The sequence below is a fragment of the Streptomyces sp. NPDC051987 genome (genome assembly GCF_040680735.1).
Taxonomy (GTDB): domain Bacteria; phylum Actinomycetota; class Actinomycetes; order Streptomycetales; family Streptomycetaceae; genus Streptomyces.
Map to the genome: position 1 here is coordinate 20,380 of NZ_JBFAXI010000061.1, position 26,469 is coordinate 46,848.

The following is a 26,469-nucleotide window of genomic DNA, read 5'->3' on the forward strand; positions in this document are numbered from 1 at the left end:
GGAACAGGCGCGGTGCGCCGATCACCGGGTGGGCCACCCCATGGCCCGGGTGACGTGCTGCGCGATGGTCCGGACGTGCGGGGGGTCGATGACGGACAGATGGTCGCCGTCGACCGGGACGATCTCGAGCCGGGGGCACAGGGGCGCCCACCCGAGGTCGGCGTCCTGTCGGAGGTAGCGCGGGTCCAGAGCGGCGGTGAGCTGTTGCGGTTGCTTGGCGCGATAGAGCACCACGTGGCCCTCCTGAGGGCGGGGGACGTATCGTTCGCCGACGCGGGCGTCGATGTACGAGGTCCGTTGGTGCTCCATGATCCCTGGGCTCATGTCGAGCCCCGCCTCGGCGACCAGACGCATGACGACGTCGATCTGCTGATCGTCCGGAGTGGCCTCCAGCTCTTCGTAGGGCAGATCGAGGCGGTGCCCGTACGTCTTCTCGATGTATTCGGCGAAACGACCGAAACGCTCGATGAGGAACTGCCGTGATTCCGGTTCCGGCAGAACGGGGGGCAGGACGGTGTCGATCATGCCGAGAGACCCGATGTCCTGTCCCTCTTCTCTCAGCTGAATCGCCACTTCGTAAGCGAGACACCCTCCGAAGGACCAGCCGAGCAGGTGGTAGGGCCCTTCCGGCTGGATGTCACGGATGAGTGCGCGGTAGCGGGCGGCCTTCTCCTCCACGGTGTTCAGCCCGTCGACGCGCTCCAGGCCGTACACGGGCTGTTCGGCCGGCAGCAGCCCCGTCAGTGGCAGGTAGACGGAGGTCGGGCCACCGGCGGGGTGGAAGGTGAACAGCGGGGGCCGTTCCGACCCGGGGAGGGGGGGACGCAGGGTGGTGAGTGCCGACCCGCCGGTTCGGTTGACGACGGGCCGGATCAGTTCGGCGACTGCTGCGACGGTGCGCTGGGCAAGGACGGCGTCGGCCGTCAGGCTCAACTCGGTGTCCTCGCCGAGGCGCCTGTGAATGACGTCCGCCATGGCTGCGGCGGCGTCGTGGTCTCCGCCGGCGGTGATGAAGTCCTCCCGGACGTCCCTCGGCCCTTGCCCCAGGACTTCGGCCCAGGAGCTCGCGACCAGCCGCTCCGCAGCGTCCCTGGGGTTGAGGACACTCGGCAGCGTGCATGTGGACGGCTCGGCCCGGCAATTGTCCACGGACGCCGTCGGCTGGGAATCGGCCGCCGGCTCCGTGCCGTCCAGCCCGAGTTGTTCGAGTACCGCGCGTCCGATGTCACGCAGGCTGGCGCCGCGCAGCAGCCGGGAGGCGGGCACGTCGACGCCGAAGTCCTGGCGGATCGTGTTCTGGACGCGTACCGCCACCAGGGAGTCCAGGCCCAGGTCGGTCAGCGGGACCGTCTCGCCGAGTTCTGCGGCCGCGAATCCCATGATGGCCGCCGTTCTTCTGACCAGGCGTGCGTAGACCGTGTCCGCGGCGGAACTGCCGAGAGCCTCGATGCCATGGGGGCCGGCCCAGTCGTCGGCGCCGGGTGAACCGTTGTCGAGGACGTCGGAGAAGAAGGGAATGGCGGACAGGCCGGGGAACGCCCCCAGCACGCGCTCCGCGTCGAGGTGGACGACACCCACGTGCGCACAGTTGAGGGTGACCAGTGCCTGAAGCACGTCCATTCCCTCGCTCATCTGGATGGGCTCCAGCACCAGCGCCTGGTTCCCGGCGGTCATGCCGACGTTCTCCCAGGGGCCCCACGCAATGGAGGTGGCGGGCAGGCCGCCGGCTCTGCGGCGGTGGGCCACGGCGTCGAGCCAGGCGTTGGCAGCCGCATAGGCGGACTGTCCGGGTGAGCCGAGCAGTGCCGCGGCGGAACTGTAGTTCACCCACCAGTCCAGATCGAGGTCGGCGACAGCCGACTCAAGGTTCTGGGCTCCTATGGCCTTCGGCCGCAGCACCGTGTCGATGTCCGCCGGTTCCAGGTCGGTGATCACACCGTCGTGCAGGACGCCGGCACAATGCGCGACGCCGCGCAGCGTGTGGCCCTCGGCCAGCGCGGCACGCACCAGGTCCGCGGCCACGTCGAGGTCCGCGATGTCCCCTTGGACCACCGCGACGGATGTCCCCCGTTCCCGCAGTTCCGCCAGGACGGCCTCCGCCTCGGGCCCCGGGACGCGGCGTCCGTTGAGGACGATGCGCCCGGCACCCTGCTCGGCGAGCCGGCCGGCTGTGGCCAAGCCCAGTCCCGTCAGGCCTCCGGTGATGACGTATGCGCCGTCGGGGCGGGTGAAAGCCACGGTGTCGTTGCGCTGCCCGCTGAGCTCTGCGCGGGCGAGATGCGCGGTGAGGCGCGTGCCGGCCCTCCAGGCGATCTCGTCCGCGTCGCTGCCCGCGAGGAGTTCGCGGGCGAGGTCGTCGATTGCTCCGGGCTGCTTGTCGATGTCGACCAGCGAGGCCCGCAGCTGGGGGTGTTCGAGCGCAAGAACCCGGACGAGTCCACGCAGGCAGGCGAGCGACGGCGTCCCTGGTTCCCCGGACCCCGTAGCCTGTGCCAGCACGGTGACCATCCACAGGCGTGGCGGTTGCCGGTGCGTTGCACTGGCCAGGCGACGCGCCAGCTGTGCCGCCCTGTGCAGTGACCGCGTGTCGTCGTCCTGTTCTTCCTGTTGGAAGAACAGGACCACCGCGCTCTGGCCGTCCTGTGGGCTCTCCAGCCAGGCGTCAAGTACGGCGTCGCAGGCGTCGTCCCGGGCATCCGTCGCCGTGACGTCGGTACCGCCGGCTTCCAGGGCTGCCGAGAGAGAGGCCGTGGCGTCCGATTCATCGCTGATGAGCAGGACACGCCGCAGACCCAGCGATGGCAGGGGAACAGTGGACTTCTCCCACTGGATATCGTACGTGCACGTCTCGAGGGACCGCGGCACTTCGTGGCGCTCGACGGGCCGCAACTGAACGAACCGGGCGACGATCTCGCTCGTGTCGCCCTGTGCAGAGACGTGCCACTGGTCGACGTCCGTTTCCGTCGGGTCGGCGCCGTCGGCGGGCGTGCAACTGATGTCATAGCCGGTGTCAAGGATGCCCGGCCCCTTGACGAGCAGGGACCCTATGCCGACTGGGACGCTGTGTGCGGTGGCTTGGACGGTCCGGTTCCGGTCCGCCGGCGTGACCGCAGCGCTCTGCGCCTCCAGCATCGCGGTCAGGAGGCGTGCGTAGGACGGTCGGTGAGGGGACCTGGAGTCCTCGAGGATGAAGTGCCGGGTGAGTGTCGGCTTCGATTCCTGCTCGGGGTGAGGCTCGTCCTGGGGTCCGGGGGCGCGGGTGACACGGGCCGAGGCGTAGCAATGCCAGACGGTCTCGGCGCCACGGGCGTGGAGGCTGATGGTTCCGTGTGTTCCGGAGTCCGGTTCCCACACCGTGGTCAGGGGGGTACTGCTGGAGACGGCGAGCCACCGGTGGATCTGCAGGTCCTCGATGCCGAGGTGGGTGATGCCCTCCCGAGCCCATAGGTCCAGAGCGGCTTCGATCATCAGCTCCGCGGCCTCGGCAAGGGTCAGCACCGCTCTGCCGTGGACCGTGCCGCGAGTGCCGTGCCAGTTCGAACCGATGTCTCCCTGCCACAGCACGGCGCCGGTTCTCGGGTCGTCGGTGCGCACCCCCAGCAGGGGATCGCCGCCGGTTTCGGTCGATCGGGCGGAGCGGGGGAACCAGAACCGTTCATGCCGCCAGGCGGGCGTGGGCAGTGCGGTGCGTGCACCGGCGGGCCACAGTCCGGGGTTCAGCGGGACGCCGGCGAAGTGGAGTCGTGCCAACGCGACTCGTACCTGGACGGTGTCGTCGGTGTTCTTGCGGAGGGTCGGAAGGACCAGCGCCTGGTCCCCCGCCGGGGTGGCCTCAAGGCTCTCCGCGAGGGGGACGACGACGATGGGGTGGGGTGAAATCTCCAGGAACAGGGTGTGACCGTCCTCGACTGCCGCTGTCACCGCCTGTTGCAGAAGCACCGGGCGGCGGGTGTTGGCGCACCAGTAGCCCCCATCGGCTGCCGCGCTTGCACGGGGATCATCAAGGACTGTGCTGTACCAGGGTGTGGTCGGTGGGCGCGGGCACAGGTCGGCAAGGTCCTCGCTCAGTGGTGCCAGGATGGGATCGACCAAGGCAGTATGAGTGGCTCCGCCCAGTTCGAACAGTCGGGCGAGCTGGTCCTGATCGGTCAGCTCGTCCACCAGGTCGCGCACCGCTTGGGCCGGGCCGGCCACCGTGCAGCGTCGGGGCGAGGAGTGAACGGCGACCTCGACACCGGGAAAGCGACTGAGCACGGCCGTCCGGGACTCTTCGGGCAGCTCCACCGCGGCCATCGCGCCTGCCCGGCCGGCTTCGAGGACGGCAAGGTGGGCCGACCGGCGGACGATGACGCGCACTCCGTCTCGGTCGTCGAGAGCACCGGCGACCACGGCGGCTGCGACCTCGCCCATCGAGTGTCCGATGACGGCGGCGGGTTCCACGCCGTGGGCCTGCATGGTCCGCGCCAGGGCCAGTTGGATTCCGAAGATCAGCGGCTGGATCCGGTCCGCTGTCTTGGTCAGATCGGCCATGAGCATATCGGTCAGGGAGAAACCGGTCTCCGCGAGGAAGAGCGGGTCGAGCTCGGATACGTGGGAGGCGAAGACGGCGTCGTCGGTCAACAGGCGCCGCCCCATGCCTTCCCACTGTGAGCCGTAACCGGAGAAGACGAAGACCGGTCGCTGCGCTGCGAACGACGGGGCCGCTCGTGCGTCCGTGCACGCGGGCACCACGCCGGGTGCCGTCTCGCCCTGGGCCAGTGCGGCCAGCCCGGCAGCCGCATCGGCGTGGGTCCGTGCGACGACGGCGGCGCAGGACGGGCCGCGGCGGTGCGAGGCGAGCGTGTGGGCGATGTCGGTGAGGGCGGGCGCGTCGTCGGCTGCAACCCATTGCGACAGGCTCGCGGCCACGTCGGCGAGCCGGTCCGAGGAACGGGCCGACACCACCAGGATGTGCGGGTCGCCGGCCTCCTCGTCGTCGGCGTGAGGGGGATGCGCGCAGGTCGGGGGCGCCTGCTCCAGCACGGCGTGAGCGTTCGTACCGCCGAAGCCGAAGGCCGACACACCGGCGCGCGCCAGGCGGTCTCCGGCGGTGGGCCATACGGTCGGTTCGGTGACCACGCGCAAACCCAACTCGGCGAAGTCGATGTGAGGGTTGGGGTTGTGGAAGTGCAGGCTGGCCGGGATGCGGCCGTGATGCAGGGCCAGCGCTGTCTTGATCAGGCCGACAATGCCGGCCGCACCTTCGAGATGGCCCAGATTGCTTTTGACCGATCCGATCAGCAGTGGCCGGTCGGGCTGCCTGCCACGTCCGACGACCGCCCCGAGCGCGGTGCCCTCGATGGGGTCTCCCAGGAGGGTGCCGGTCCCGTGTGCCTCGACGTAATCGATGTCGGTCGCGCTGATGTTTGCGTCGCGCAGGGCGTCGCGCAGCAGCGCTTCCTGCGCCGCCGGATTGGGTGCCATGAGACCTGCCGAGCGGCCGTCCTGGTTCACGGCGGTGCCCCTGATGACGGCGAGCACCCTGTCGCCGTCGCGGCGGGCGTCGGCGAGCCGCTTGAGCACGACGACGCCGCAGCCCTCACCGCGAGTGAATCCGTCCGCCGCGGCGTCGAAGGGTTTGCACCTGCCGTCCGCGGCCAGTGCGCCGGCTTGGTCGAACGTGGCCGTGACCGCCGGGGACAGGAGGAGGTTGACGCCTGCGGCCAGTGCCGTGTCGCACTCCCTGCTGCGCAGACTGCGGCAAGCCAGGTGCACTGCCACCAGAGACGACGAACAGGCAGTGTCGACGGTGATGCTGGGGCCCCGCAGGTCGAGCAGGTAGGAGACGCGGTTGGCGGCGATGCTGCCGGCGGCTCCGGTGCCGGTCCACGCGGTGAGCCGTGTGGGGTCCGAGGTGGTCAGATGCCCGTATTCGAGGGCGCTCAGGCCGACGAAGACGCCGGTGGATGTGCTCTGCAGGGCGGGGGCGGGTACGCCCGCATGGTCCAGTGCTTCGCAGACGACTTCGAGCAGCAGCCGTTGCTGGGGATCCATGACTTCGGCCTCGTGAGGGGTGATGCCGAAGAACTTGGCGTCGAAACCCTCGATGTCGTCGAGAAAGCCACCCCACTGCGTGGTGGATTCCATGAGGGCGGTGGCCTCGGGTGCCGTTCCGGCGAAGTCCGGCCAGCGTTTCTCGGGCACCTGGCCGACCGCGTCCATGCCCGCCATCAGCTGCTCCCAGAACGCGTCCGGCCCGTGCACGTTGCCGGGCAGGCGGCACCCGATGCCGACGACGGCGATGGCGCCGTCGTCGGTGCGGGCGGTGGCCGCCGTCTCATCCGGCGTGCAGGGCTGCCGGTCCGACTCCACGGCATCGGTTCGGGCGGTGTTCGTCAGGGCGGCAACGAGTTGTCCGATGGTGGGGTACTCCCACAGCAGCGTGGTGGACAGCGATCGGTCGAGGATCTTCTCCAGTTCGCCGGTCAGTCCGACGGCGTCGCGGGAGGTGAGGCCGTACTCCGCGAGTGGCCGGCCGTCGTCGAGTTGTTCCGGTGAGATGCCGCTGATGTCTGAGACCAACTGCAGCAGTGCACTCCGCAGATCGGCAGCGCCAGATGCGGAGCGGCCGTCCGTGATGGAGGCGGTGGCCTCGACGTTGTCCTCGACCGCCTCCTCGTGTTCATCTGGATGGTTCATGCGACGCTGGTCTCTTTCTGCACGAGCGTGTCGGAGGCCCAGGTACCCCGGAGGTAGCGCTCGCGGCAAGCGCTGCGGGCGACCTTCCCGCTGGTGGTGTGCGGTACGCTGCCGGGCGGGGCGAGGACGAAGTCGTGCATGGAGATGGCGTGACCGGTGGACACCGCCGCACGTACCGCGCGTGTCACCTCGTCCCGGACCTTGTGAGGTTCCGCGAGGTCACGGGCGTGCTCGGCTACGACGATCAGGCGTTCCCCGTCGTCGGTGGAGACGGAGAACGTCGCGGTGTGATGACGGCGGATCGCCGGGTGGGCGTTCTCGACGGTGTGCTCGATGTCCTGCGGATAATGATTGGTCCCGTCGATGATCACGAGATCCTTGAGGCGACCGGTGATGTAGAGGTGGTTGTCGTACCACACCCCGAGGTCTCCTGTGCGCAACCAGTGCTGCGTCCCCTGGCCCGGGTTGTCACCGTGAAGGGTGGCGCGGAAGGTCGTCTCGCTCTGTTCCGGCCTCCCCCAGTAGCCGCGTCCGACGTTGGGGCCGCTCAACCAGATCTCGCCCACACACCCGTCCTCCAACCGGACGAGGCTGACCGGGTCGACGATGACGGCCTCCTGGTCGGTGGGCCGTCCACAGCCGACCAGGCGGCTCACTGCCTGGCCTTCGGTGCCCTCGGCCGGCCGGGCGGTGCCGGCTGCCAGCGCGTCGCGGTCGAAGGAGGTGACGGTCGGTTCCTCACCGGCCGATGAGGCAGATACGAATACTGTCGCCTCAGCCAGCCCGTAGGACGGACGCATCACCGTGGGAACCGCACCGACTGAGGCGAAGGCCTGCTGGAACCGCAGGAGCGTCTGCTCCGCGATGGGCTCACTGCCGTTGATCATGGCGGTCACCGATCCCAGCGACAGCGTTGCGCGCTCCTCCTCGGTGACGCGGCGCACACAGTAGTCGTACGCGAAGTTGGGGGCGGCGGTGAGCGCACGCGGGTGTTTGCTGAGCAGTTGCAGCCACCGAACGGGCTGCTGAACGAAGGCCAGCGGATCCATGAACACGGAGTGGACGTTGCCGACGACGGGAAGCACGATCGCCAGCACGAGCCCCATGTCGTGGTACAGGGGGAGCCAGCCGACGGTGCAGTTGCGCCCGGCTTGGATGCCGTACGCCTTCTGCGCCTGGCGTGCATTGGCGCAGACGTTGGCATGGGTGATCTCCACGCCGGACGGCATGCGGGTGGAGCCCGAGGTGTACTGCAGGTAGGCGCAGTCCTGGGGGCGGGGATGAGGATATTCACCGTCCGCGCATTCGGCCCACGCCGTCGAACTCGAGAGCAGGTCCTCCTCGGTGGTCACACGCACGCGGAGGCCGTCCTGGTCGGCGATGAACTTCTCCGCGGCCGGAAGCGAGTCGGAGTCGGTGAGAGCGAGCACCGGGTCGGCGTCGGCGAGCGCGGCGGCCAGTTTCTCCGCATGGCCCGGCAGAGTCGGCGGGAACAGGGGAACGGCGATCGCACCAGCGCACGTGGCCGCGAGGAAGCCGACGACGTAGTCCAGGTTCTGCGGCCCCACGAGGGCCACCCGCTCACCGACCGCACCGCCGTGCCGCAGTACCGCCGCGAGGGTACGGACCCTTTTCTCCAGTTCGCGCCACGTCAGAGAGACGGGGACTCCTTCGCGAACGGCACTGAAGTCCACGAAAGTAAACGCGTTTTCGGCGGGGGCCCGCTCCGCGGCCCGGCTGAGATGATGGCTGATCGTGTCTTCCATGGCTTTCAGCATAAATTCACCGAACCTTCGTTCTCGACAGGCAGCGGGACCCCCCGGCCGTCAGTCAATCCGGAGAATTGACGACAGACGTCGACGCTCGCCATCCATCCCCAATGCATGATGGCAGCGATGGTGATCATCCCTACATATAGGGGCACCGCGGATGCGGCGCCACTCCGGGAGTCCCGTCCGGGTGACCCACCGGAAAACGAGCGGCGTTTTTGGCACACCAGATACCGCAATCAGGGCGCCACGCAGTCGCGCCCGCCATACCCACGGGGCAGAGTACGAAGAAGGGCCCGCGGAACGTGGCCGCCCTTTACCACTGTCGGCGCTACTCAAGGCAGGTATCGTGAGCCGACTACGTGTCCTCGCCCTCCTCGTGGCCGTACTGGTGCCGTCCTTCATGACCGCCTTGGACAACACTGTCGTCAATGTGACACTGCCTCAGATCCAGGCTGTACTCGCATTGAGTGAAGCCGATCTCAAATGGGTGGCGGCCATTTACCCTCTCGCTCTTGCGAGCCTCCTCCTGCTGGGCGGGCATCTGTCGGACACCGTCGGGCGGCATACCACTCTGTCGCTCGGTGTCGCACTCTTCACCGTCGCATCGGCCGGGTGCAGTGCGGCGTCCTCCGGGATGATGCTGATCGCCTGCCGGGGGCTGCAGGGAGCGGGCGCTGCGCTGATCCTGCCGGCCTCGCTGGCGGTCCAGTCGCACGATCTGCCGCCTCGAGTGCGCAATGCCGCCTTCAGTGCCACCACTGCCACGTTGGCGTCAGCGCTGGCTTGCGGCCCTGTGGTCTCTGGTGTCATGACACAACACTTGGGCTGGGAGTCCGTTTTCGCCATGAACCTGCCGCTGGGTTGCGTGAGTCTCCTCGTCGGCCTTCTCGTCCCCCGGCCCAAGCGCTCGACCCACGCCACGTCACCGGCCTCCGCCACACTCTCGCTGCGCGTCATCACGTTGGCCTGTTGCTCGCTGGCAGCCCTTGCCTACTGCTTGATCGAAGGGCCTGAACACGGCTTCGGCGCCGTTCCTGTCGCCGCGTCAGGGGGCGTCGTCGTCGCATCGGCCGTCGGCCTGTGGTGCGAACTGACATCGCGCCGGAACACCGTGCTGCGCCCCCTCTTCCGACAACGCCCTTTCGTCGGCGGAATCATTACCCAACTGCTGTGGGGCCTGAGCGTGAGCGGAGTCTATTTCTTCACGTCCCGATTTCTGCAGAACGGCCTCGGCCTCGCACCCACACCGGCCGGACTTACATTCATGCCGGTGGCCCTTTCCCTGATCGTCACCATCCCTTTCATTACGCGTATGGCGCGCCGCTGGGGAGAAGGCCGCATCTCCGCTGCGGGCCTGCTCCTGGTCGGCCTGGGGTTGCTGATGGTCACGCTGGGCAGTTCGGGAGGAAAACTCGTCGACATCCTTCCCGGACTTTCAGTTCTCGGTTTCGGCTCCGCGCTGGCCGTTCCGCTGACCACGCGCGCTCTGGAATCCTCACCGGATCACCTTTCCGGAATCGCGGCCGGATTGTTCAGCGCCGCCCGCGAGGCGTCCGGAGTCGTCGGAATCGGCCTGGTGGGCGCCATCGTGTCGTTCGTGGAACATGCCGCAGTCGCCGCCGGGGCCGATGACTCGGGTGCCTTTCTCTCCGGCTACCAAGCCGGTCTGTGTTTCGCTGCGGCGCTGGTCGCGGCGGGAGCTCCCGTCGCATTGTGGGCGCTGCGACACCGCAGGGGCACACCGGAAGGCGACAGGGGCGCTTCCACATGCACCGCGAAGCCAGGGCCGTGACGCAGCCCGGTCGGTCACGGACTCGCCCGGCGGCAGCGGTCGGCATGCAGGTGGACAGGGACATGCTGCCGCGGCTGGTCCGACGCATGGGCGGGCTCCTGCCGGGTTCACGTCCTGATGTCCCGCGACTGCTCCCATCCGGTAACGGCGTGGTGCAGTGCGTGGGGTCTGCCGCGCCTCTTACGGTGCGGTGCCGCGACTTTTCATACACGGAATGGCGTTCACGGCTGTCTTGACCCAGCAGCACGCTTCGTGGCAAGTGGATACGGAAATTGACCGTCAGCCGACGCCGGCCGACGCCGGCTGACGGATCCAACCCCTCATCGCGGGGGGCCCATCGTGGCAGCCCGCCGGTCAGCGGCCGGCACGAAGCCGGCGCGCTGAAGCCCGGACCGTCACTCCCCCGGAGAGGATGGGCAGCCCACCGTTGGATGGAACCGTTATCCACCGGAGCGGCATATGGCAGCAACACCTGCCTGACGACCAGCACCCGGACGGCCTAATGTAATGTGATAAAAATGCTCGCCCGAGTGTCCCGGGTACACGGAGACCAGACGGCTCGATCGAGTCGATCGCGCATTCTGTGTGACAGTAGGGATTTCGTGCATCGAGTCGGGGAGCTCGGCAATCCAGGAGCGAAAATACGCTGGCGCCGCGGTTATGTGTCGGCAGTCCGAGCAGCGAGGGCTGGGCGGGGGGACGGTTTCCGGCCATGGATTTGATCAGACCGGGCGGCTCCGGCTCGGCCGCGCAACTGACGGCGTGCTCCGGATAAAGCGCCGGAGTTCCGCCCGCGCGGCTCGTCGTGCAGGCGCGTCCGCTGCCGCGAAATCGTAGGCGCCCTTTCGGATACGCGACCTTTCCATGGTGTGAGAACCCCGACTCTTCCGGTGTCTCCCTGACGTACTGCTGCCTCTGGCGCGTCAAGGCGCATGCATATCGGACCGGCCCGTCGGCTCCTCCGTCCCTTCTCTCAACTCGCTTGATGACAGCCGAGTCAGGTGATTTCCTGCCCACCGGAGCGAGGGCACCGCACCCGTCAACACAGTGCTCACCTTCGACCGATTTGACGTGGTCAACACGTGATGCCCTACTCCGATCGGGTGACGTAGGCGTCCTTCTCTTGATGTGCCGCTCGTCCTTGCCGCATTACTGGAATACGAACCGGCGGGCTGCCCATCCCTTTCCGGGGATGTGGCTGCTACCCGTCCGGGTCGTCACTCCCAGCACGCGCAGTGCGCGGCGATCAGGTCGAGTTCGCTTTTCCAAGCAGCCAACTCCCGGGCAATGGGAAACAACCGTTCCCGCCGGCGTCGCAGCCAATGAGTGCACACGTCATGTCTTCAAGGGAGTGCCAGCATGTTCCGTTCTCGTCTTGCCGCCGCCACCGCCACCGCCACCATGGCGGCGGGCGCCATCGTCGGCATCGCCCCTCTGGCCACGGCGGCCCCCGCCGCCGCGGCCGTCTCATCCTGTGTCGCGGACCTGCAGTCCGCACAGACGGCCAACAACGCCGCCATCGCGGCCGACACCGCCAGCAACCCCGCAGGCGCACGCACCCACAACCTGGCCACCGCCACGTACCTGGTGGCTGCGATGGGCGACTGCCAGGGGCAGCCACAGGTGGTGGGGTCCAACATCCTCACGGCCAGCGCGACCAACGCGATCGCCCTCCTGCAGAACCTGTTCGGCAATGCGAATGCCGCCCTGGGCTCTGAGCAGGCGACCGCTTCGGCGATCAGCCAGGCGCTGGCCAACGCAACCTGACCGGTACACGGGCGGGTGGCCTCTGCGGCAACGCCCCCTGCCCCCGCACGTCCCGGCGTAAGCCGGGACGTGCCGCCCGCCGGGACCATCGCGCCCCGCCCTCACCCCGGCGGGCGGTACGCGGGCTGGGCACTCGCCGTCGGCGGCGAGTGCCCAGCCCATCCGGCGGCACACAGATCTTCTCCCCGCGTCCGCGGTACATGACTGCCCGCGAGATACCCGCTTGCGACCAAGGGCCATCGCTCTGTTCACGTCTGGCAGGTCATCATGTCGGTTTCCGCCTTCATCAACTCTCTGTGCAGATCCCTTTCCATGGCATCCCGGTGCTTTCTCCCTCCGTCTTCTTCCTTCCCCTCACTCAAGAGGGAACGAAGTCGCCGGACGTCGACGGGGAAGGAACACCGAGCACCGCAGGAAGGGCCGAGAAAGTGCCACATTCCGTTCGAGTAATGCTTTCCGGGGGCCCGGACTGGGTCACGGTTCCCGTCCTGTGGGAAGTCACTTCCCTGGAAACCGAACCCAAAGTGAAGATCCTGTGCGGCAACGCATACGAACACTTCGAGTTCTCGGGCTCGTACTCCGTTCACGGGGAGGAGCAGTTACCCGTCTACCGCTGGTGCCGTCGCACCTATGTGGCCGAATAGCCCACCGGCTGATCCTCAGGGGAATATCAATGATCGACTCACTGTCATGCGCGGGTGCCTCGTGAGGCGGCGCACCGGCGCACGCGCACGGGACGCGGTCGTCACCGGAATCGGACTGTGTCTTCCAGGCCTGAAAAATCCGGTGTTCACCGCCGACGACCTCTGGCAGGTCGCCTCCACCGGAAAGTGCTGCCTCGTCAAGAAGGGTGTCTACTACGGCAGCGTCAACCTCTCGCAAGCAGCGTTCGAGGAACGTGTACCGGGCATCCCGGAGTTCTTCGCACGTCACTACACCGACGCCCATCGCTTCGGGCTGGTGTCGCTCGGGCAGGCGTGCCTGGACGCCGGCCTCGAAGTGCAGCGCGACCTCGAAGAGGCCGCCGTCCTGGTGGGCCGGGGCGGAGTGGATGCCAACATCGACAGCTACCTCGCCGTGCTGCGGGCCGATCCGGCGACCTATCCCGTCGCCGAGGCACTGGAGATGTTCGTCGCGGCGGAGCAGTCCGTCACCCCGTCGGACGTCGCCCTGGTCCAAGGGGCGCTCACCCGGTCGAGGGGTGCCAATTTCACGGTGTCGTGCGGCTGCGCATCCTCGGCCCTCCAGGTCGGCAACGCCCTGAGAATGATCACCACTGGTGAGACCGACATGGCCGTGGTGACCGGAGTCGACGTCTTCAGCATCACGATGATCCGCAACATCCAGCGACTGCTGAGCGGAGCCCAGCACGCGTACGACGCCATGCGCGCCGAGGACATGCCCAGCCTCCTGCCGTCGTTCGACGCTCTCATGCGTCCGTACGACAGACGCGCCGACTGCATCAACCACGGCGAAGGATCCGCGACGATCGTCATCGAGAGCCGGGAGCATGCCTTCGGACGAGATGTTCGCCTTTACGGCCAGATCCTGGCGCAGGTCACCACACGGGACGGGCTCTCCAGCCCGCTGGCCTGTGATGAGACCGGGAAAGCACTGGTGTCCGCAGTGCGACAGTGCCTCGGTGACACCTGGGAGATCGGTCAGGTGCCGTACATCCACGGGGGCAGCGACGGCAATGCGGTCGTCACGGCGTTCGAGGCGAATGCCGTCAGGGAGCTGTACGGCTCCGCGTCACGCGACCTCCTGATGTCCTCGCAGGAGGGGTGCTTCGGGCACAACGGTGCTCCAGCCGGCTGTCTCGGGGTGGCAGAGACCCTGTTGATGATGCGGAACGGCCAAGTGTGTCCGACTGCCAATTGCGAGGAGCCGGCCGACCATCTGACCTTCGACCCGGTCCCGGGGACGGTGCCCCGTCCCCTCGACTTCGATTACGCATTCACCTTCAACTACCAGGTCGGCGGGGTGAAAAGCGCCATCCTGCTGGGCGGCCCGGACGTCTGATGCCACGCCCCTCACCGTCGCCCGGACTCGCTCACGGGAGCCCGCGGACGTGCGCGGAGGCCCTGTGCGTCCGCACGTGCCGACTCCGGAGCGCCGAGCCCGCCGCCGCATGGCCCGACCCGGGCCCCGCCCCTCCGGGCGCAGCCCGCGCTCCTCCCATCTCCCAGCGACAAGGAGATTTCCGTGGCCAACGACAAGCACGGCCCTCGTCCGGTGAGCGCGCCCATCGCCGTCATCGGCATGGGCTGCCGCCTCCCCGGAGACGTCGACTCCCCTGCGGCGTTCTGGCGCCTGCTGGTGGAGGAGCGTGACGCAGTCGGCGCTCCGCCTCCCGGCCGGGAGGCGGACGACCTCGGGCGCGGGTCGCTCGGCAATCCGCAACCCGCCCTGTACCGTGGCGGTTATCTGAAGGACGTCTCGCGGTTCGACGCGGACTTCTTCGGAGTCGCGGGTCGCGAGGCCGACGTTCTCGACCCCCAGCACCGGCTGCTGCTGGAGGTCGTCTGGGAGGCCCTGGAACACGCCGGGCTGCCCCGTGACCAGCTCGCCGACTCCCCGACCGGCGTCTTCACGGGGCTGAGTTACAACGACTACATGGACCGACTGGCTGGGCGGCCAGAAGAACTCGAAGGCTCCATCCTGACGAACGGCCACTGTGTCGCCGCAGGCCGGATCTCCTACCTCCTCGGTCTGCACGGCCCCAGTATCGCTCTCGACACCGCGTGCTCGTCCTCCCTGGTCGCCTTCCACCTGGCCTGCGACGCGCTGCACCGCGAGGAGTGCGACCTTGCCATCGCCGCCGGTGTCACTCTCATGCTCGCCCCCCGCATCACCCGCTCCTTCGCCCGGATGGGCATGCTCTCCCCGACCGGACGCTGCCACACCTTCGACGCTGCGGCGGACGGATTCGTCCGCGGTGAGGGCTGCGGCGTGGTCGTCCTCAAGCGCCTGTCCGAGGCCCGCAGGGACGGCGACCGCATCCTCGCAGTCGTCCGCGGGTCCGCGGTGAACCAGGACGGCCGCTCCGACGGCCTCGCCGCCCCCTCTGCCGCCGCCCAGCAGGCCCTCTACCGCGCCGCGCTCAGCCGAGCCGATGTCGACCCGGCCCGGATCTCACTGATCGAAACCCACGGCACGGGCACCCCCGTGGGCGACCCCGTGGAGTTCGCAAGTCTGGCCGCCGTGTACGGCCCTGGTCTCTCACCGTGCGCCCTCGGCTCGGTCAAGACCAACCTCGGCCACCTGGAGCCCGCCGCCGGAATCACCGGGCTGATCAAGACCGTCCTGTGTCTGCAGCGCGGAGTCATCCCTCCCAATCTGCATTTCACCCGCTGGAACCCGGCCATCGCCGCTGACGCGACCCGCCTGTTCATCCCGCTCCACAGCACCCCCTGGCCCCACAGGGAACCCGTCAGGCTGGCGGCCGTGTCCTCGTTCGGTTTCTCCGGCACCAACGCCCACGTGATCCTGCAGGAGCCACCGCATCCCGCCCGGAGGACCGGCCTGCCCGCCCCCCGCCGCCCCCGGACGGTACCGCCCGAGGTGATCCTGGTCGGGGCCGGATCCCACCGGGCTCTGCCGGAGGCCGCCCGCCGACTGGCCGACTGGCTGGACACAGACGGCGCGAACGTCCCGCTCCGGGACATCGCCCACACCCTGGCGCTGCGCCGCAGTCCCGGCCGGGGACGCCTCGCGGTCGTCGCCCGTTCCCGTACCGAGACCGCCGAAATGCTCCGGCTGTTCGCCGACGGCCTGCCGACGCCGGCCCTCGTGTCCGGCACGGCCGATGTCACCGCCCCTCGTCGTCCGGTGTGGGTGTTCTCCGGACACGGCTCCCAGTGGGCCGGCATGGGCCGCCAACTCCTGGCCACGGACAAGGCCTTCGACAAGGCTCTGACCAGGACGGACGCTCTCATTCGTCAGGAGGCGGGCTTCTCTGTCCTGGACATGGTCCGAGCCGGCGAGCCCGTCACCGGATGCCGACGGGTCCAACCGGTCCTGTTCGCCCTGCAGATCGCCCTGGCCGCAGCATGGCAGGCACACGGGGTCCAGCCCGCCGCTGTGATCGGCCACTCCATGGGAGAGGTCGCAGCCGCGGTCGTGGCCGGAGCCCTCAGCCTCGCCGACGGCGTCCGCGTCATCTGTCGTCGCTCGGCACTGCTGGAGCGGATCGCCGGGACCGGCGCCATGGCTTCCATCGGCCTGGACCGGGCCGCGGTGGAAGCCACCCTTGCCGACGCCGGTGCCGACGCGGTGTCCGTGGCTGTCCTGGCCGCGCCCGACACCACCGTCATCTCCGGCGATGCCGATCAGATCACCCGTCTGATCAGCCGGTGGGACGAGCGCGGAATCCCCGCCGTACCCATCGCGGTGGACGTCGCGTCGCACAGCCCTCACGTCGACCCGCTGCTGACCCATCTGCGCCAGGACCTCTCCGGCCTCGCCCCTCGCCCGCCCCACATCCCTTTCTACTCCACCGTGACCGAGGACCCGAGGGAGAACCCCCTCCTCGACGCCGCGTACTGGTGCGACAACCTGCGCCGGCCGGTTCGGTTCCACCCCGCCGTGGCTGCCGCCGCCCAGGACAGGCACCAGGTCTACATCGAGATCTCACCCCACCCCGTGGTCATCCAGTCCCTGACGGACAGCCTGACCCAGTTGGTCCCCACCGCCGTCGTCCTGCCCACTCTGCGTCGTGCGCAGGACGAAGTCACCACCTTCCGGACCCAGCTCGCCGCCCTCCACTGCAACGGCGGCACCGTCGACTGGACACCCCTGAACCGCGACGGCCTGCTGGCCGACGTGCCCACCACCACCTTCGACCGCACGCGGCACTGGGCGTCAGGCCGGGAGTCACCGGCCGACGACGGGGCTCTGCCCGGCCGGCACACCGAGGTCGCCGGCGCCCCGGTCCGCCACAGCTGGCACGCAGCCGCCCTCATCCGGCACCTGCCCTGGCTCGACGACCACCGCGTCCACGGCACCCCTGTCCTGCCGGGCGCCGGTTTCTGCGCCGTGCTCCACACCACGGCCCGTACCGCGCTGACCGGAGCCGCGCCCGACGCTGACGGTGCCGCCTGCGACGTCGACCTCGTCGACATCGCCTTCCACGACCTGCTGCCCCTGCACGACGACACGGAACTGAGCAGCACCGTCACGCACACCGGCGGCGGACAGGCAACCTGCGAGATCCACGCCCGTACCCCGGGCGGCTCATGGCAACTGCATGCCTCGGCCATCGCCCGCCGCACGCTCGCGTCCCCCGAGACCCGTGCCGCCTCCGTCTCCGGCCTGCACCGCAGACACCCCGTCTCTCTTGACCCGGGCCAGCTCTATGCCGGGCTGCGCGCCTGTGGACTGGAACACGGCCCCGCCTTCAGCGGCATCACCGAACTGTGGGCCACGAAGCAACGGGAGAGCTTCTGGGCCCGCATCGAAGTGCCGCCACTTGCCCTCACCCCGTCCGCCCCCCTGAGCGTCCACCCCGTACTCCTCGATCTGTGTCTGCAACTGCTGGTCGCGGGAGCGGGCCGGCAGAGCACCCCCGCACCGATCCTCCCGGTCGGGGTCGGCGCCCTCCGCGTTCTCGGCGACCCTGCACGAGCCGTGCACGCTCACGCGTTGATCACCGAGAACAGCGACGCGACGCTCGCCGGCCACGTCCGCGCCCTGGACGCCCGTGGCCGTCCGGTCCTCGTCCTCGACGACGTGCGTTTCCTGCGCGGGACACCTGCCGGAGAAACCCCCGTCGACCACTGGTTCATGGAACTCGGCTGGCACCGCGTCCCGCGGGCTCGCACCGAACAGCTCCCGCCCGGGAACTGGCTCATCCTCGGTGAGGGGGACGGCCGGGCCGAACGCCTCGCCGGCTTTCTGCGTTCCGCCTGCGCCCGGGTCGAGGTGCGGGAGATTCCTCTGGACTCGCGGGAACTCACCTCCCTGGCCGAGACCTTCGCCCGGCATCTGGCTGCCGGAATCGAACCCTGGCGCGCCGTCGTGCTGCTGTGCGGCGCGCCCTCCGCGGACAGCGCCGACCCCACCCAGGGCGCGCAGCAACGCGCGCGGCGGCTGCTCGCCCTGGCTCAGGCCGCCGACGAACACCGCGGAACATGGCGCCTTTACGCGGCCACCCAGCACGCGTACGCCGTCACGGCGGACGAAGCCGGTCACCCCGCCCATGCCACCGTACGCGGCGTGGCACGTGTCCTGGCGGTCGAGCAGCCCCGTATGCGTCCCACCCTCGTGGACACCGACCCCGACGAACACGGGCTGCACGCGCTGACCGCCGAGCTCCTCGCCGACGCGCCCGAGGACGAGGTCGCACTACGCGGTGACATCCGATATGTCGCACGCATCGACCGAGCTCCCGTCACACCCGCCGAAAGCACGGCCCGGACCACCCGAACGGTCCGGTTCGGACACGACGGATTCCGCCTCCGCGTCGGACGGCTCGGAGACCTCGACAGCCTCGAACCGGCCGCGGTCGACCGTCGCCGACCCGGCGAGGGCGAGGTCGAAGTACGCGTCCAGGCGGCGGGCGTCAACTTCCGTGATGTCCTGACCTCCCTGGGCATGCTCGGCTCCGATCCTGCCACGCCCTGCCGCATCGGTTTCGAGTGCGCGGGCGTGGTCAGTGCCGTGGGACCCGGTGCGGACCACCTCCGTGAGGGCGACGCCGTGCTCGCCGTTCAGCTGGAGGGCGGCGCCTTCGCCTCCTTCGTCACCCTCCCCGCCACCAGCGTCACCCCCATGCCCCAAGGTTTCACGCCCGCGACGGCGGCAGGGCTGCCCACGGCCTACCTCACGGCCTGGTACGCCCTGCGGCATGTCGCACGACTCGCTCCCGGCGAACGCGTGCTGATCCACGCCGCGACCGGAGGAACCGGCCGGGCCGCGATCGCGGTCGCCCGTCTCCTGCGGGCGGACGTCCTGGCGACGGCCGGCACGGAGGAGAAACGGCGCCAGTTGCGCGGGATGGGAGTTCGCTGCGTCATGGACTCCCGCACCTTGGACTTCGCCGAACAGACCCGTCGGGCCACCGACGGCCAAGGAGTCGACGTCGTCCTCAACTCGCTGGCCGGACCCGCCGTCCGCGCCGGACTCGAAAGCCTGCGTCCGTTCGGCCGCTTCGTCGAACTCGGCGTACGCGACATCATGGCCGACGCAGCTCTCAAGCTGGGCCCACTGCGCCACAACATCACCTTCAGCACGGTCGACCTCATCGAACTGCAGCAACGCCGGCCGGAGCTGTTCACCACGGTGTTGCGCGAGGTCATGGACCACATCGCCGCAGGAAGACTGAAACCGCTGCTGTGCACCGAGTACCCGCTCGACCGCGCGGCCGACGCCTTTCGGTTGATGGCCCGTGCCGGACACACCGGCAAGATCGTGCTGACTGTTCCCGACCGGGGAGAGACCACCGCCGTGGTGCCGGACGGCCCGCCCGTGGTGCACAGCGACGGCGCTTACATCATCACCGGGGGACTGGGAGGTCTGGGCATGGCCACCGCGTGCTGGCTGGCTGAGCAGGGCGCGGGCCGCATCGTCCTCAACGGCCGTCGGCCCCCGTCGCTGGACACCGCTCGCGTCATCAACGACCTGGGCGCCGACACGACGGTCGTGCTGGGCGACATCTCGCAGCACGGCACCTCGGAACGGCTGGTCGAGGCTGCCACCAAGGGGGGCGTACCACTGCGCGGCGTGGTGCACTGCGCCATGGTTCTCGACGACGCCGCGTTGACCACCGTCCGCGAGTACCAGCTCAGGCGCGTCTGGGCGCCCAAGGTCACCGGCGCGTGGCACCTCCACCGGGCCACGGCAGACCAGCCACTGGACTGGTTCGTCGTCTACTCCTCGATGAGTTCCCTGCTGGGCAACGCCGGTCAGGGAACGTACGCGGCGGCCAACGCCTGGCTCGACGCCTTCGCCACCTGGCGCACGCGCAACGGCCTGCCCACGCTGGCCGTCGACTGGGGCCCGTGGGGAGAAACGGGGCAGGCCGTCGACTTCGCCGAGCGCGGATACGAGACGATTCCCACCCGCAAGGGCTTGGAAGCGCTTCACTGCCTCCTCACCCACCACAGGGTCCAGACCGCCGTGATCCCCGGCAGGCCACAGACCTGGATCCCTCGCGCAGCCTCGGATTCCAGCCTGTTCGCTCTCCTCGCACCGGATGGCGTCCGCGCGGAGCAGAAGGAGACCGGGACCGGCTGCGCGGACATCCGCGCCCGCGTCGAGGCTCTGCCGCCAGGCACCGCGCGCCAGACCGCCCTGGAGAACTACCTGGCAGAGCACATTCGGACGACCCTGCGCACCGGCAGCACCACCCTCGACCCGCACACCCCCCTGAAGTCCCTCGGTTTCGACTCGCTCCTCGCCACCGAGCTGCGGATCCACCTCGACGCCGACCTCGCCGTCCGCCTCCCGAGCAACTTCGTCTGGCAGCACCCGACCATCGCCTCCCTGGCCGCTGCCCTGGCCGTGCACATGGGTCTGACGCAACAGGAGGACGTGTCACCTTCCGGAACTTGACCACCGCATCGGCCAGATCCCGTGTCCCGGTTGTGTCCCGCTCTCGTCGAGCAGCGGGACACAACCGTGTGGGCGCCGGCGGCGCGGTTCCGACACGGCTTCCCTGCACTCCACGGGGCACGTCATCAAAACCAGACGGCGCGTACGCCGGTGGCGCAACTCGACGACTTATGACAACGCGCTCGACCATACGGGTGACAGTCGCAGGAACGTCTTGCCCGCGGTTCGCCCGTATGGCGTACTTGAGGCAGTGAACCGGTGGGCCGCCCATCCCACAGCCGGGAGATCGCGGTAAGGGCGGTGTCCGCCGGTCTTTCCTTGTCGACACAAGGAACCACTTCCATGTGGGCGCCGGCCAAGCAGCAAGGCCCTCCCGTGCACACCTTCCGGGGATCATCGCTGCCTCAGCACACGCTTCGCCGGCGGTGCGTCGGTGCGACTCCGCCAACCGGGTGGTCCGGTTCAGCTCAGGTCTGTCCTCTGTCCCTGCTCTGCCAGCGAGGAGTCCGTCCATGCCCATCTCTCCGAATCAAGGATCCACAGGCGGTGGCACGTTGGTGACCATCACCGGTACGAACCTGTCCGGCACCACCGCGGTGACGTTCGGCACCAAGGCAGCCACCAACGTCACCAATGTCTCGGCGACCCAGGTCACGGCCGTGTCGCCCTCGGGCAGCGGCGAGGTCGGGGTGACCGTGAAGACCGCGGGCGGCACGAGCAACCCTGTGCCCTTCTACTACATCGGCGCTCCGTTCAAGTCGTCGCTCACTCCGGCCTCGGGTGCGCTGGCCGGCGGCAACACGGTCACCATCAACGGTGTGGGACTGGCGACCGCGACCAGTGTGGGCTTCGGCACGGCGACAGCCACGCCGACGGTCGTCTCGGACACCCAGATCACCGTCGCGGTTCCGGCCGGCACGGCGGCAGGTCCCGTCGGGGTGACCGTGACCACCGCGGGAGGAACCAACAACGGGCTGTCGTACACGTACATCGACGTGCCCACCATCACCTCCGTCGCCCCGTCCTCCGGGCCGACGTCCGGCGGTACCGGTGTGACGATCACCGGTACCAACCTCGACTCCACCGGATCGGTCACCTTCGGCGGCGTCGTGGCACCGTTCTCCGTGGTGAGCGCCACCACGCTGTCGGCGGTGACTCCGCCGGGTACCGCGGGTGCGGTGGACGTGGTGGTGACCAACCCGGCCGGCGCCGCGACCGACACCGGCGCCTTCACCTACGTGGCGTCTCCCGGTATCTGACCGTCGTCCACGCTGCCGCCCGGTCCACCACCGGGCGGCACTGTCGCGCTCCCGCGCAGAGGGCCGATGGCTCATCCGGCCTGCCGTCCGTCGACATCGGTCCAGGGCGCATGCCCTGACCTCAGCCGCCGTGCACCGCATGCGGTTGGTCACCCCGATCCGCACCGCCATCCGCGCAGACCCGGGTTCTGCCCAGGCTGCTCTAGGAGCATCCTCATGCCTCCCACACTCAGTACCGTCAATCCCTCGCAAGGGCCCACGACCGGGGGCACGACCGTCACCCTCACCGGCTCCGGACTCACCGGCGCGACCGCCGTGCGCTTCGGCAGCACGCCCGCCGCCTCCTACACGGTCAACTCGTCCACCCAGATCACCGCGGTCAGCCCGGCCGGAGCCGCGGGCGCCGTGGCAGTGACGGTCACCAGCCCGACCGGCACCAGCAACGCGGTGACCTTCACCTACGTCGCGGCTGCCGTACCGGTGATCACCGGCGTGGCGCCCACCAGCGGTCCGACCTCAGGCGGCACCAGCGTCACCATCACCGGAACCGGGTTCACCGGCGCCACGGCGGTGAACTTCGGCGCAACGCCGGCGGCGTCGTTCACGGTCATCTCAGCCGGCCAGATCACCGCCGTGACTCCTCCCGGCAGCCCCGGCGGTGCCGCGGTGACGGTCACCACGCCAGGGGGGACCAGCTCGGCTTCCGCGAACGCCTACTTCTTCTACGCCGCACCTCCGGTGCTGAACGCCGCCAGCCCTGCCCAAGGCCCGACTGCCGGGGGGACGTTGGTCACGCTGACCGGAAGCAGCCTGCTCAACGCCGGCGCCGTCCTCTTCGGCTCCACGAACGCGACCTCCTTCACGGTTGTGTCGTCGACACAGATCACGGTCACAGCACCACCCGGCACGGGCAGTTCACCGATCACGGTGATCACACCGGGTGGCACGAGCAACCCCGTCGGCTTCGCGTACGTCGCCCCGCCCACCCTGGCCGGTCTGGCGCCCAACAGCGGCCCGACGTCCGCGGGCACGGTGGTCACCCTCACCGGTGCCAATCTGGCCACCGCCACCACGGTCGCCTTCGGCACCGTGCCTGTCGCCTTCACCGTGGTCTCCGACACCCAGGTCACAGCCGTCGCGCCCGCTGGGGCCGCGGGGCCGGTCACCGTCACGGTCACCACAACGGGCGGCACCAGTGCGGGTCTGACGTACACCCGTGTCGCCACGCCCGGCATCTGACGCCTGTGCGGCCTGCTGACCCAACCGGGTTGCTTGTGCACATTGCCTGCTCACACCGCGGCATAGATCACCGTAGCGCAAAGATCCGCAGCCCTGTGACCCAGCGGACCCGTTGATCGACACAAGGAGCCGAACCAGTGAGCATCCCCACGCGCAGAGGAAAACTGGTCATCGCGACGGCGCTGACCGCCGTGCTCGGGTTGGCCACGCCCGCCGAGGCCGTGGCATCCAGCACCACCGTCGTGGCAGCGCCGCAATCCACCACAGTGGGCACACCCGTGCAACTGACAGCGACGGTGACCTGTACCGGTGATCCCAGCGGCGGTCTGGGGATGACGTTCTTCGACGGCGGCAACCTGCTCGACACCGTGCCCGTGGCGGCCGACGGCCAGGCCACCTACACCACCACATTCAGCACCGTCGGCCCGCACACCATCACCGCGGCATACAACGGCAACGGCGCGTGCGACGCCTCCAACGGCACCACGACCGTCCAGGTCGCGACCACCCCCACCCAGCCCCCTGGGCTCTGCCTGCTCACCTGCGGCGGGTTGATCGGCTTCAACGTCGGCGACATCAACAACACCGTCATCATCTCACCGCGCAAGCACGGGCACTGGGCACCGCCCATGCGGTAGGCCGCGGGCACACTGCGGCAAGTCCCTGGCGCCGTGGCGGACGCGGCCCGCGTCTGCCTGGCCTTTGACACCGAGTACCACCGGTCGGACGCCACCGAGCGTGACCTGCTGGAGATCCCGGCGGCGTACGCCGGCCTGAAAGAGCCCACCCAGCACGGCACGGACGAACCCACTGTCCGCTTGCGGGACTTCATGATGCGCCTGGGAGGCGAGCAGGGAGCCTGACGCCCCGGAGTTCGTCAGCTTCGCCCCGGCCCTGGTCGGCACGATCTACGGCATGAACTTCCGGGAGATTCCGGAGCTGCACCGGGCACTCGGATACCCCTTCGAGGCCCTGCCGGATGTCATCGGCGCCCTGTACTGATCTCCTTTCACGGCCGTGCAGCGACGGCCCCGGCACCCACGTCGGTCCCGTCCGGCCCCGCGCCAGGGCCGGACGGCCTCCTCCCCCGGCATCTCCGCACGGCCAGGATCGGCTTGCGCATCAGGAGAAGGGGAGGTGTGGCATGGCGGACACGGAGGCGTTACTTGCCTCTGCGGTGGGACCGCGGCACGTGCTGACGGGCGTGGCGGTCCCGCGCGAGTACGCCGGTGACGAGTCACTGTCAGCTGTACGGCAGGCGCCCGCCTATCTGGTACGGCCCGCGGCCACCGGTGAGGTCGCGGACGTGCTGCGGATCGCGGCCGAGGCCCGGCTCCCGGTCACCGCGCGCGGCTCGGGAACCGGGATGTCGGGCGCATGCGTACCGTGAGCCGGCCATCGCGACCGCGGATCCGGTGAAGGCGTTCAGCGTCGGCCGAGCACGGCGGGCGGCGGGGCCGAGGCGCCCGGTCACGTCACTTGTGGGGCACGACGGCCACCGGGCAGCCGACATGGTGGATCGCGGCGTGGGTGACCGGGCCGGTGCGCGGGCCCACGGGGCGCTCGGTCAGCCGATGGCCGACGACGAGCAGGCTCGCTCCGCCGGCGGCCCGGACCAGCACGGTCGAGGCCTTGTCCTCGGCCACGGTCTCCAGCACCGCGACGTCGGGGTACTTGTCGCGCCACACGCGCAGCACGGCCTTGAGGAAGCCCAGCCACTCCTCCGCCTGGGCCGGCTCGTCCACCAGGCCGATGTCTCCGGAGCCGAGACCGAGCGGACCCGGCGGATGCCAGGCGTGCACGGCGCGCAGCCGGGCATGCCGCATGCGGGCCGCCTCGAAAGCGAACTCGATGACCTCGTCGCAGGCGTCGGCGACGTCGACCGCGAGGACGACGTCCCGGTAGCCGGTGTCCGTCGAGGCGTCGCCGTCGGGCGCCGGGAGGTGTTCGTCCGCCGCGTCCTCGTCCGCCCGGATCAGCACGACGGGACAGGTGGCCTCGGCGACCACGCCCAGAGCGACCGAGCCGACCAGGAACCCGGTGAAGCCGCTCAGCCCGCGCGAGCCCAGCACCAGCAGCTCCGCCCGCCCGGCCTCCTCGACCAGGGCAGGGACGACAGGCCCCTCCACGACCTCGTTCTGGAGCCGGACGTCGGGGCATGCGGCCCGCACCCGCTCCTCCGCCCGCCGCACAGACCGCCGGGCCAGATGGCGCCCCGCGGCGGCGTCCGCGCCGTCCTGCCGGCGTGGACGCCAGTCCCAGACATGCACCAGACGCAGCGGCAGGCCGCGCCGCCCGGCCTCCCGTGCCGCCCACGCGGCGGCGGTCAGACTCTGCGCGGACCCGTCGACTCCGGCGACGACGTACGGCACCATGACGACACCTCCTGGTAAGGGGTTTCTCCCGGTACCAGCGTCACGCGGCGAACGTGCCGCGAGCAGGGGCCGCCAGGGCCTCACCGGGGGCCGACCGGCCCGGGTACGAGCCGCTGCGCCCCCAGGGCACCGCATCAGGCACGCCGGCTCGGCCGGCATGCTCCGGCCGGCCCCGGGAGCCATCGAAGTCCCGGTACGGGAGGGCGTGGTGACGCTCTCGGGTCAGTTGGAGCGGCGCGGTGAGATTCCCGTCGCGGTGGCACGGCACGCCGGCCGGACGGTGCCGTCGAGGGTCGACCGCCTCACCCGACGGCTCGACGACAGGCGGCTGCTCCCCGCCGAGCAGGCCGTGCACGGCGCGGCGGACGACTGGCTGCGCGAACGGTGACCGTGCCTTCCCCCTCCACAGCGCCGAAAGGGCCCGGCACCTCCCGCTCCAGGCGGGCGGTGCCGGGCCTCCTCGGATTCAGTGGTGTACGGGGATCCGTCGGTCTTCGCGCACCCGCGGGTGCGGGGTCCGTGGCGTGGTGCCGTGCGACCGGTGACCGCGCAGCCCGGCGGTGAGCCTGTCGAACAGCGCGGTGAACACTGCGGTGAGGATCGCCGTCATGGCCAGCGCCAGCACCAGCAGGACCGTGAAGCGCTCCCAGAACTCCGTCGTGAGACTCGTGCCCACTGTCCTCGCCCTCCCTCGTCGGGGTCGTTCCCCTCACTGAGAGCCAACTCCGTCGGTGCCGCGGGCGCTTGAGCCGAGCGGCCCGTACCCCGGCACGGACCGTCCCCGTCCCGGGGGCCAACCGGCCCAGGACCGCCCGGTACCTCACCGCGCACCGCCGGTCCGCTCTCATGGCGGCCGCCTTCACCGTCTCCTGGACGGGGGCCGATCGGCACTGGTGGCACACGACAGCGGTGGGGGGGGGCGGCGACCGGCGGGGGCGCCGCCCCCCCCCCCCCCCCGCCCCCCCCCCCCCCCCCCCCCCCCCCGCCGGGGTGGTGGTGGTGGGCGCCGGGTCCACCGGGGCCGGGGCCGCGGT

The 26,469-nt window shown here is 69.7% G+C and carries 15 protein-coding genes and 1 pseudogene; 12 read left to right on the forward strand and 4 right to left on the reverse strand.

The annotated features are described in order from the left end of the window. Positions 1-21 precede the first annotated feature (21 nt). Together AB0M11_RS27940 and AB0M11_RS27945 are read right to left on the reverse strand one after the other, a co-directional pair. Positions 22-6,678 carry an SDR family NAD(P)-dependent oxidoreductase gene (locus tag AB0M11_RS27940; RefSeq protein WP_365710193.1) on the reverse strand — a complete coding sequence of 2,219 codons (6,657 nt, stop codon included), beginning with the start codon at positions 6,676-6,678 and terminating at the stop codon, positions 22-24. Continuing rightward, the gene (locus AB0M11_RS27945; RefSeq protein WP_365710194.1) at positions 6,675-8,444 is read right to left on the reverse strand and encodes a fatty acyl-AMP ligase; all 1,770 of its coding nucleotides are present in this window, start codon (positions 8,442-8,444) and stop codon (positions 6,675-6,677) included. The genes AB0M11_RS27940 and AB0M11_RS27945 overlap by 4 nt, the downstream gene beginning before the upstream one ends. Before the next feature lie 352 nt (positions 8,445-8,796). Here AB0M11_RS27945 and AB0M11_RS27950 point away from each other — a divergent pair, with 352 nt between their 5' ends. The 11 genes and pseudogenes from AB0M11_RS27950 to AB0M11_RS28000 all read left to right on the forward strand — a co-directional run bounded on the left by AB0M11_RS27950 (position 8,797) and on the right by AB0M11_RS28000 (position 24,450). Further along, positions 8,797-10,242: an MFS transporter gene (locus AB0M11_RS27950; RefSeq protein ID WP_365710196.1), complete on the forward strand. Its 1,446-nt coding sequence runs from the start codon at positions 8,797-8,799 to the stop codon at positions 10,240-10,242. A 1,359-nt stretch (positions 10,243-11,601) separates the two neighbouring features. Next, complete coding sequence (locus tag AB0M11_RS27955) at positions 11,602-12,009, forward strand: hypothetical protein (RefSeq protein WP_365710198.1); 408 nt, start codon at positions 11,602-11,604, stop codon at positions 12,007-12,009. A 200-nt stretch (positions 12,010-12,209) separates the two neighbouring features. Further along, the gene (locus AB0M11_RS27960) at positions 12,210-12,653 is read left to right on the forward strand and encodes a DUF5988 family protein (RefSeq protein ID WP_365710200.1); all 444 of its coding nucleotides are present in this window, start codon (positions 12,210-12,212) and stop codon (positions 12,651-12,653) included. A 46-nt stretch (positions 12,654-12,699) separates the two neighbouring features. Next, positions 12,700-14,031, forward strand: coding sequence for a beta-ketoacyl synthase N-terminal-like domain-containing protein (locus tag AB0M11_RS27965; protein WP_365710202.1), 1,332 nt, complete (start codon positions 12,700-12,702; stop codon positions 14,029-14,031). A 183-nt stretch (positions 14,032-14,214) separates the two neighbouring features. Further along, complete coding sequence (locus tag AB0M11_RS27970) at positions 14,215-20,562, forward strand: type I polyketide synthase (protein WP_365710204.1); 6,348 nt, start codon at positions 14,215-14,217, stop codon at positions 20,560-20,562. A 512-nt stretch (positions 20,563-21,074) separates the two neighbouring features. Then, positions 21,075-21,821, forward strand: coding sequence for an IPT/TIG domain-containing protein (locus AB0M11_RS27975; RefSeq protein WP_365710206.1), 747 nt, complete (start codon positions 21,075-21,077; stop codon positions 21,819-21,821). A 216-nt stretch (positions 21,822-22,037) separates the two neighbouring features. Further along, on the forward strand, positions 22,038-23,060 hold the full coding sequence (locus AB0M11_RS27980; protein WP_365710208.1) for an IPT/TIG domain-containing protein: 1,023 nt from the start codon (positions 22,038-22,040) through the stop codon (positions 23,058-23,060). A gap of 137 nt (positions 23,061-23,197) precedes the next feature. Next, positions 23,198-23,698, forward strand: a complete 501-nt coding sequence (locus tag AB0M11_RS27985; protein WP_365710210.1) for an Ig-like domain-containing protein — start codon at positions 23,198-23,200, stop codon at positions 23,696-23,698. A 33-nt stretch (positions 23,699-23,731) separates the two neighbouring features. After that, complete coding sequence (locus AB0M11_RS27990; protein WP_365710212.1) at positions 23,732-23,923, forward strand: hypothetical protein; 192 nt, start codon at positions 23,732-23,734, stop codon at positions 23,921-23,923. Positions 23,924-23,936: 13 nt separating this feature from the next. Beyond that, positions 23,937-24,062, forward strand: a pseudogene (locus AB0M11_RS27995) (CorA family divalent cation transporter); the annotation flags it as partial. Between the two features lie 142 nt (positions 24,063-24,204). Beyond that, the gene (locus AB0M11_RS28000; RefSeq protein ID WP_365710214.1) at positions 24,205-24,450 is read left to right on the forward strand and encodes an FAD-binding protein; all 246 of its coding nucleotides are present in this window, start codon (positions 24,205-24,207) and stop codon (positions 24,448-24,450) included. Positions 24,451-24,535: 85 nt separating this feature from the next. On the opposite strand, the gene AB0M11_RS28005 is transcribed toward AB0M11_RS28000, so the two are convergent. Next, positions 24,536-25,435 (reverse strand): universal stress protein, encoded by a 900-nt coding sequence (locus AB0M11_RS28005; protein WP_365710218.1) that lies wholly within the window; start codon positions 25,433-25,435, stop codon positions 24,536-24,538. A 208-nt stretch (positions 25,436-25,643) separates the two neighbouring features. On the opposite strand from AB0M11_RS28005, the gene AB0M11_RS28010 reads away from it, so the two are divergent. Next, entirely contained in the window at positions 25,644-25,823 is a 180-nt protein-coding gene (locus AB0M11_RS28010; RefSeq protein WP_365710220.1) for a hypothetical protein, read from the forward strand. A gap of 78 nt (positions 25,824-25,901) precedes the next feature. On the opposite strand, the gene AB0M11_RS28015 is transcribed toward AB0M11_RS28010, so the two are convergent. Continuing rightward, positions 25,902-26,111: a hypothetical protein gene (locus AB0M11_RS28015; protein ID WP_365710222.1), complete on the reverse strand. Its 210-nt coding sequence runs from the start codon at positions 26,109-26,111 to the stop codon at positions 25,902-25,904. Positions 26,112-26,469: the final 358 nt, after the last annotated feature.

Excerpts from the sequence above, each read along its gene's own strand:
- AB0M11_RS27940 (WP_365710193.1), bottom strand. The coding sequence starts at position 6,678 with ATGAACCATCCAGATGAACACGAGGAGGCGGTCGAGGACAACGTCGAG.
- AB0M11_RS27960 (WP_365710200.1), top strand. The coding sequence starts at position 12,210 with ATGACTGCCCGCGAGATACCCGCTTGCGACCAAGGGCCATCGCTCTGT.
- AB0M11_RS27955 (WP_365710198.1), top strand. The coding sequence starts at position 11,602 with ATGTTCCGTTCTCGTCTTGCCGCCGCCACCGCCACCGCCACCATGGCG.
- AB0M11_RS28000 (WP_365710214.1), top strand. The coding sequence starts at position 24,205 with ATGGCGGACACGGAGGCGTTACTTGCCTCTGCGGTGGGACCGCGGCAC.
- AB0M11_RS28005 (WP_365710218.1), bottom strand. The coding sequence starts at position 25,435 with ATGGTGCCGTACGTCGTCGCCGGAGTCGACGGGTCCGCGCAGAGTCTG.
- AB0M11_RS27980 (WP_365710208.1), top strand. The coding sequence starts at position 22,038 with ATGCCTCCCACACTCAGTACCGTCAATCCCTCGCAAGGGCCCACGACC.
- AB0M11_RS27965 (WP_365710202.1), top strand. The coding sequence starts at position 12,700 with ATGCGCGGGTGCCTCGTGAGGCGGCGCACCGGCGCACGCGCACGGGAC.
- AB0M11_RS27945 (WP_365710194.1), bottom strand. The coding sequence starts at position 8,444 with ATGGAAGACACGATCAGCCATCATCTCAGCCGGGCCGCGGAGCGGGCC.
- AB0M11_RS27975 (WP_365710206.1), top strand. The coding sequence starts at position 21,075 with ATGCCCATCTCTCCGAATCAAGGATCCACAGGCGGTGGCACGTTGGTG.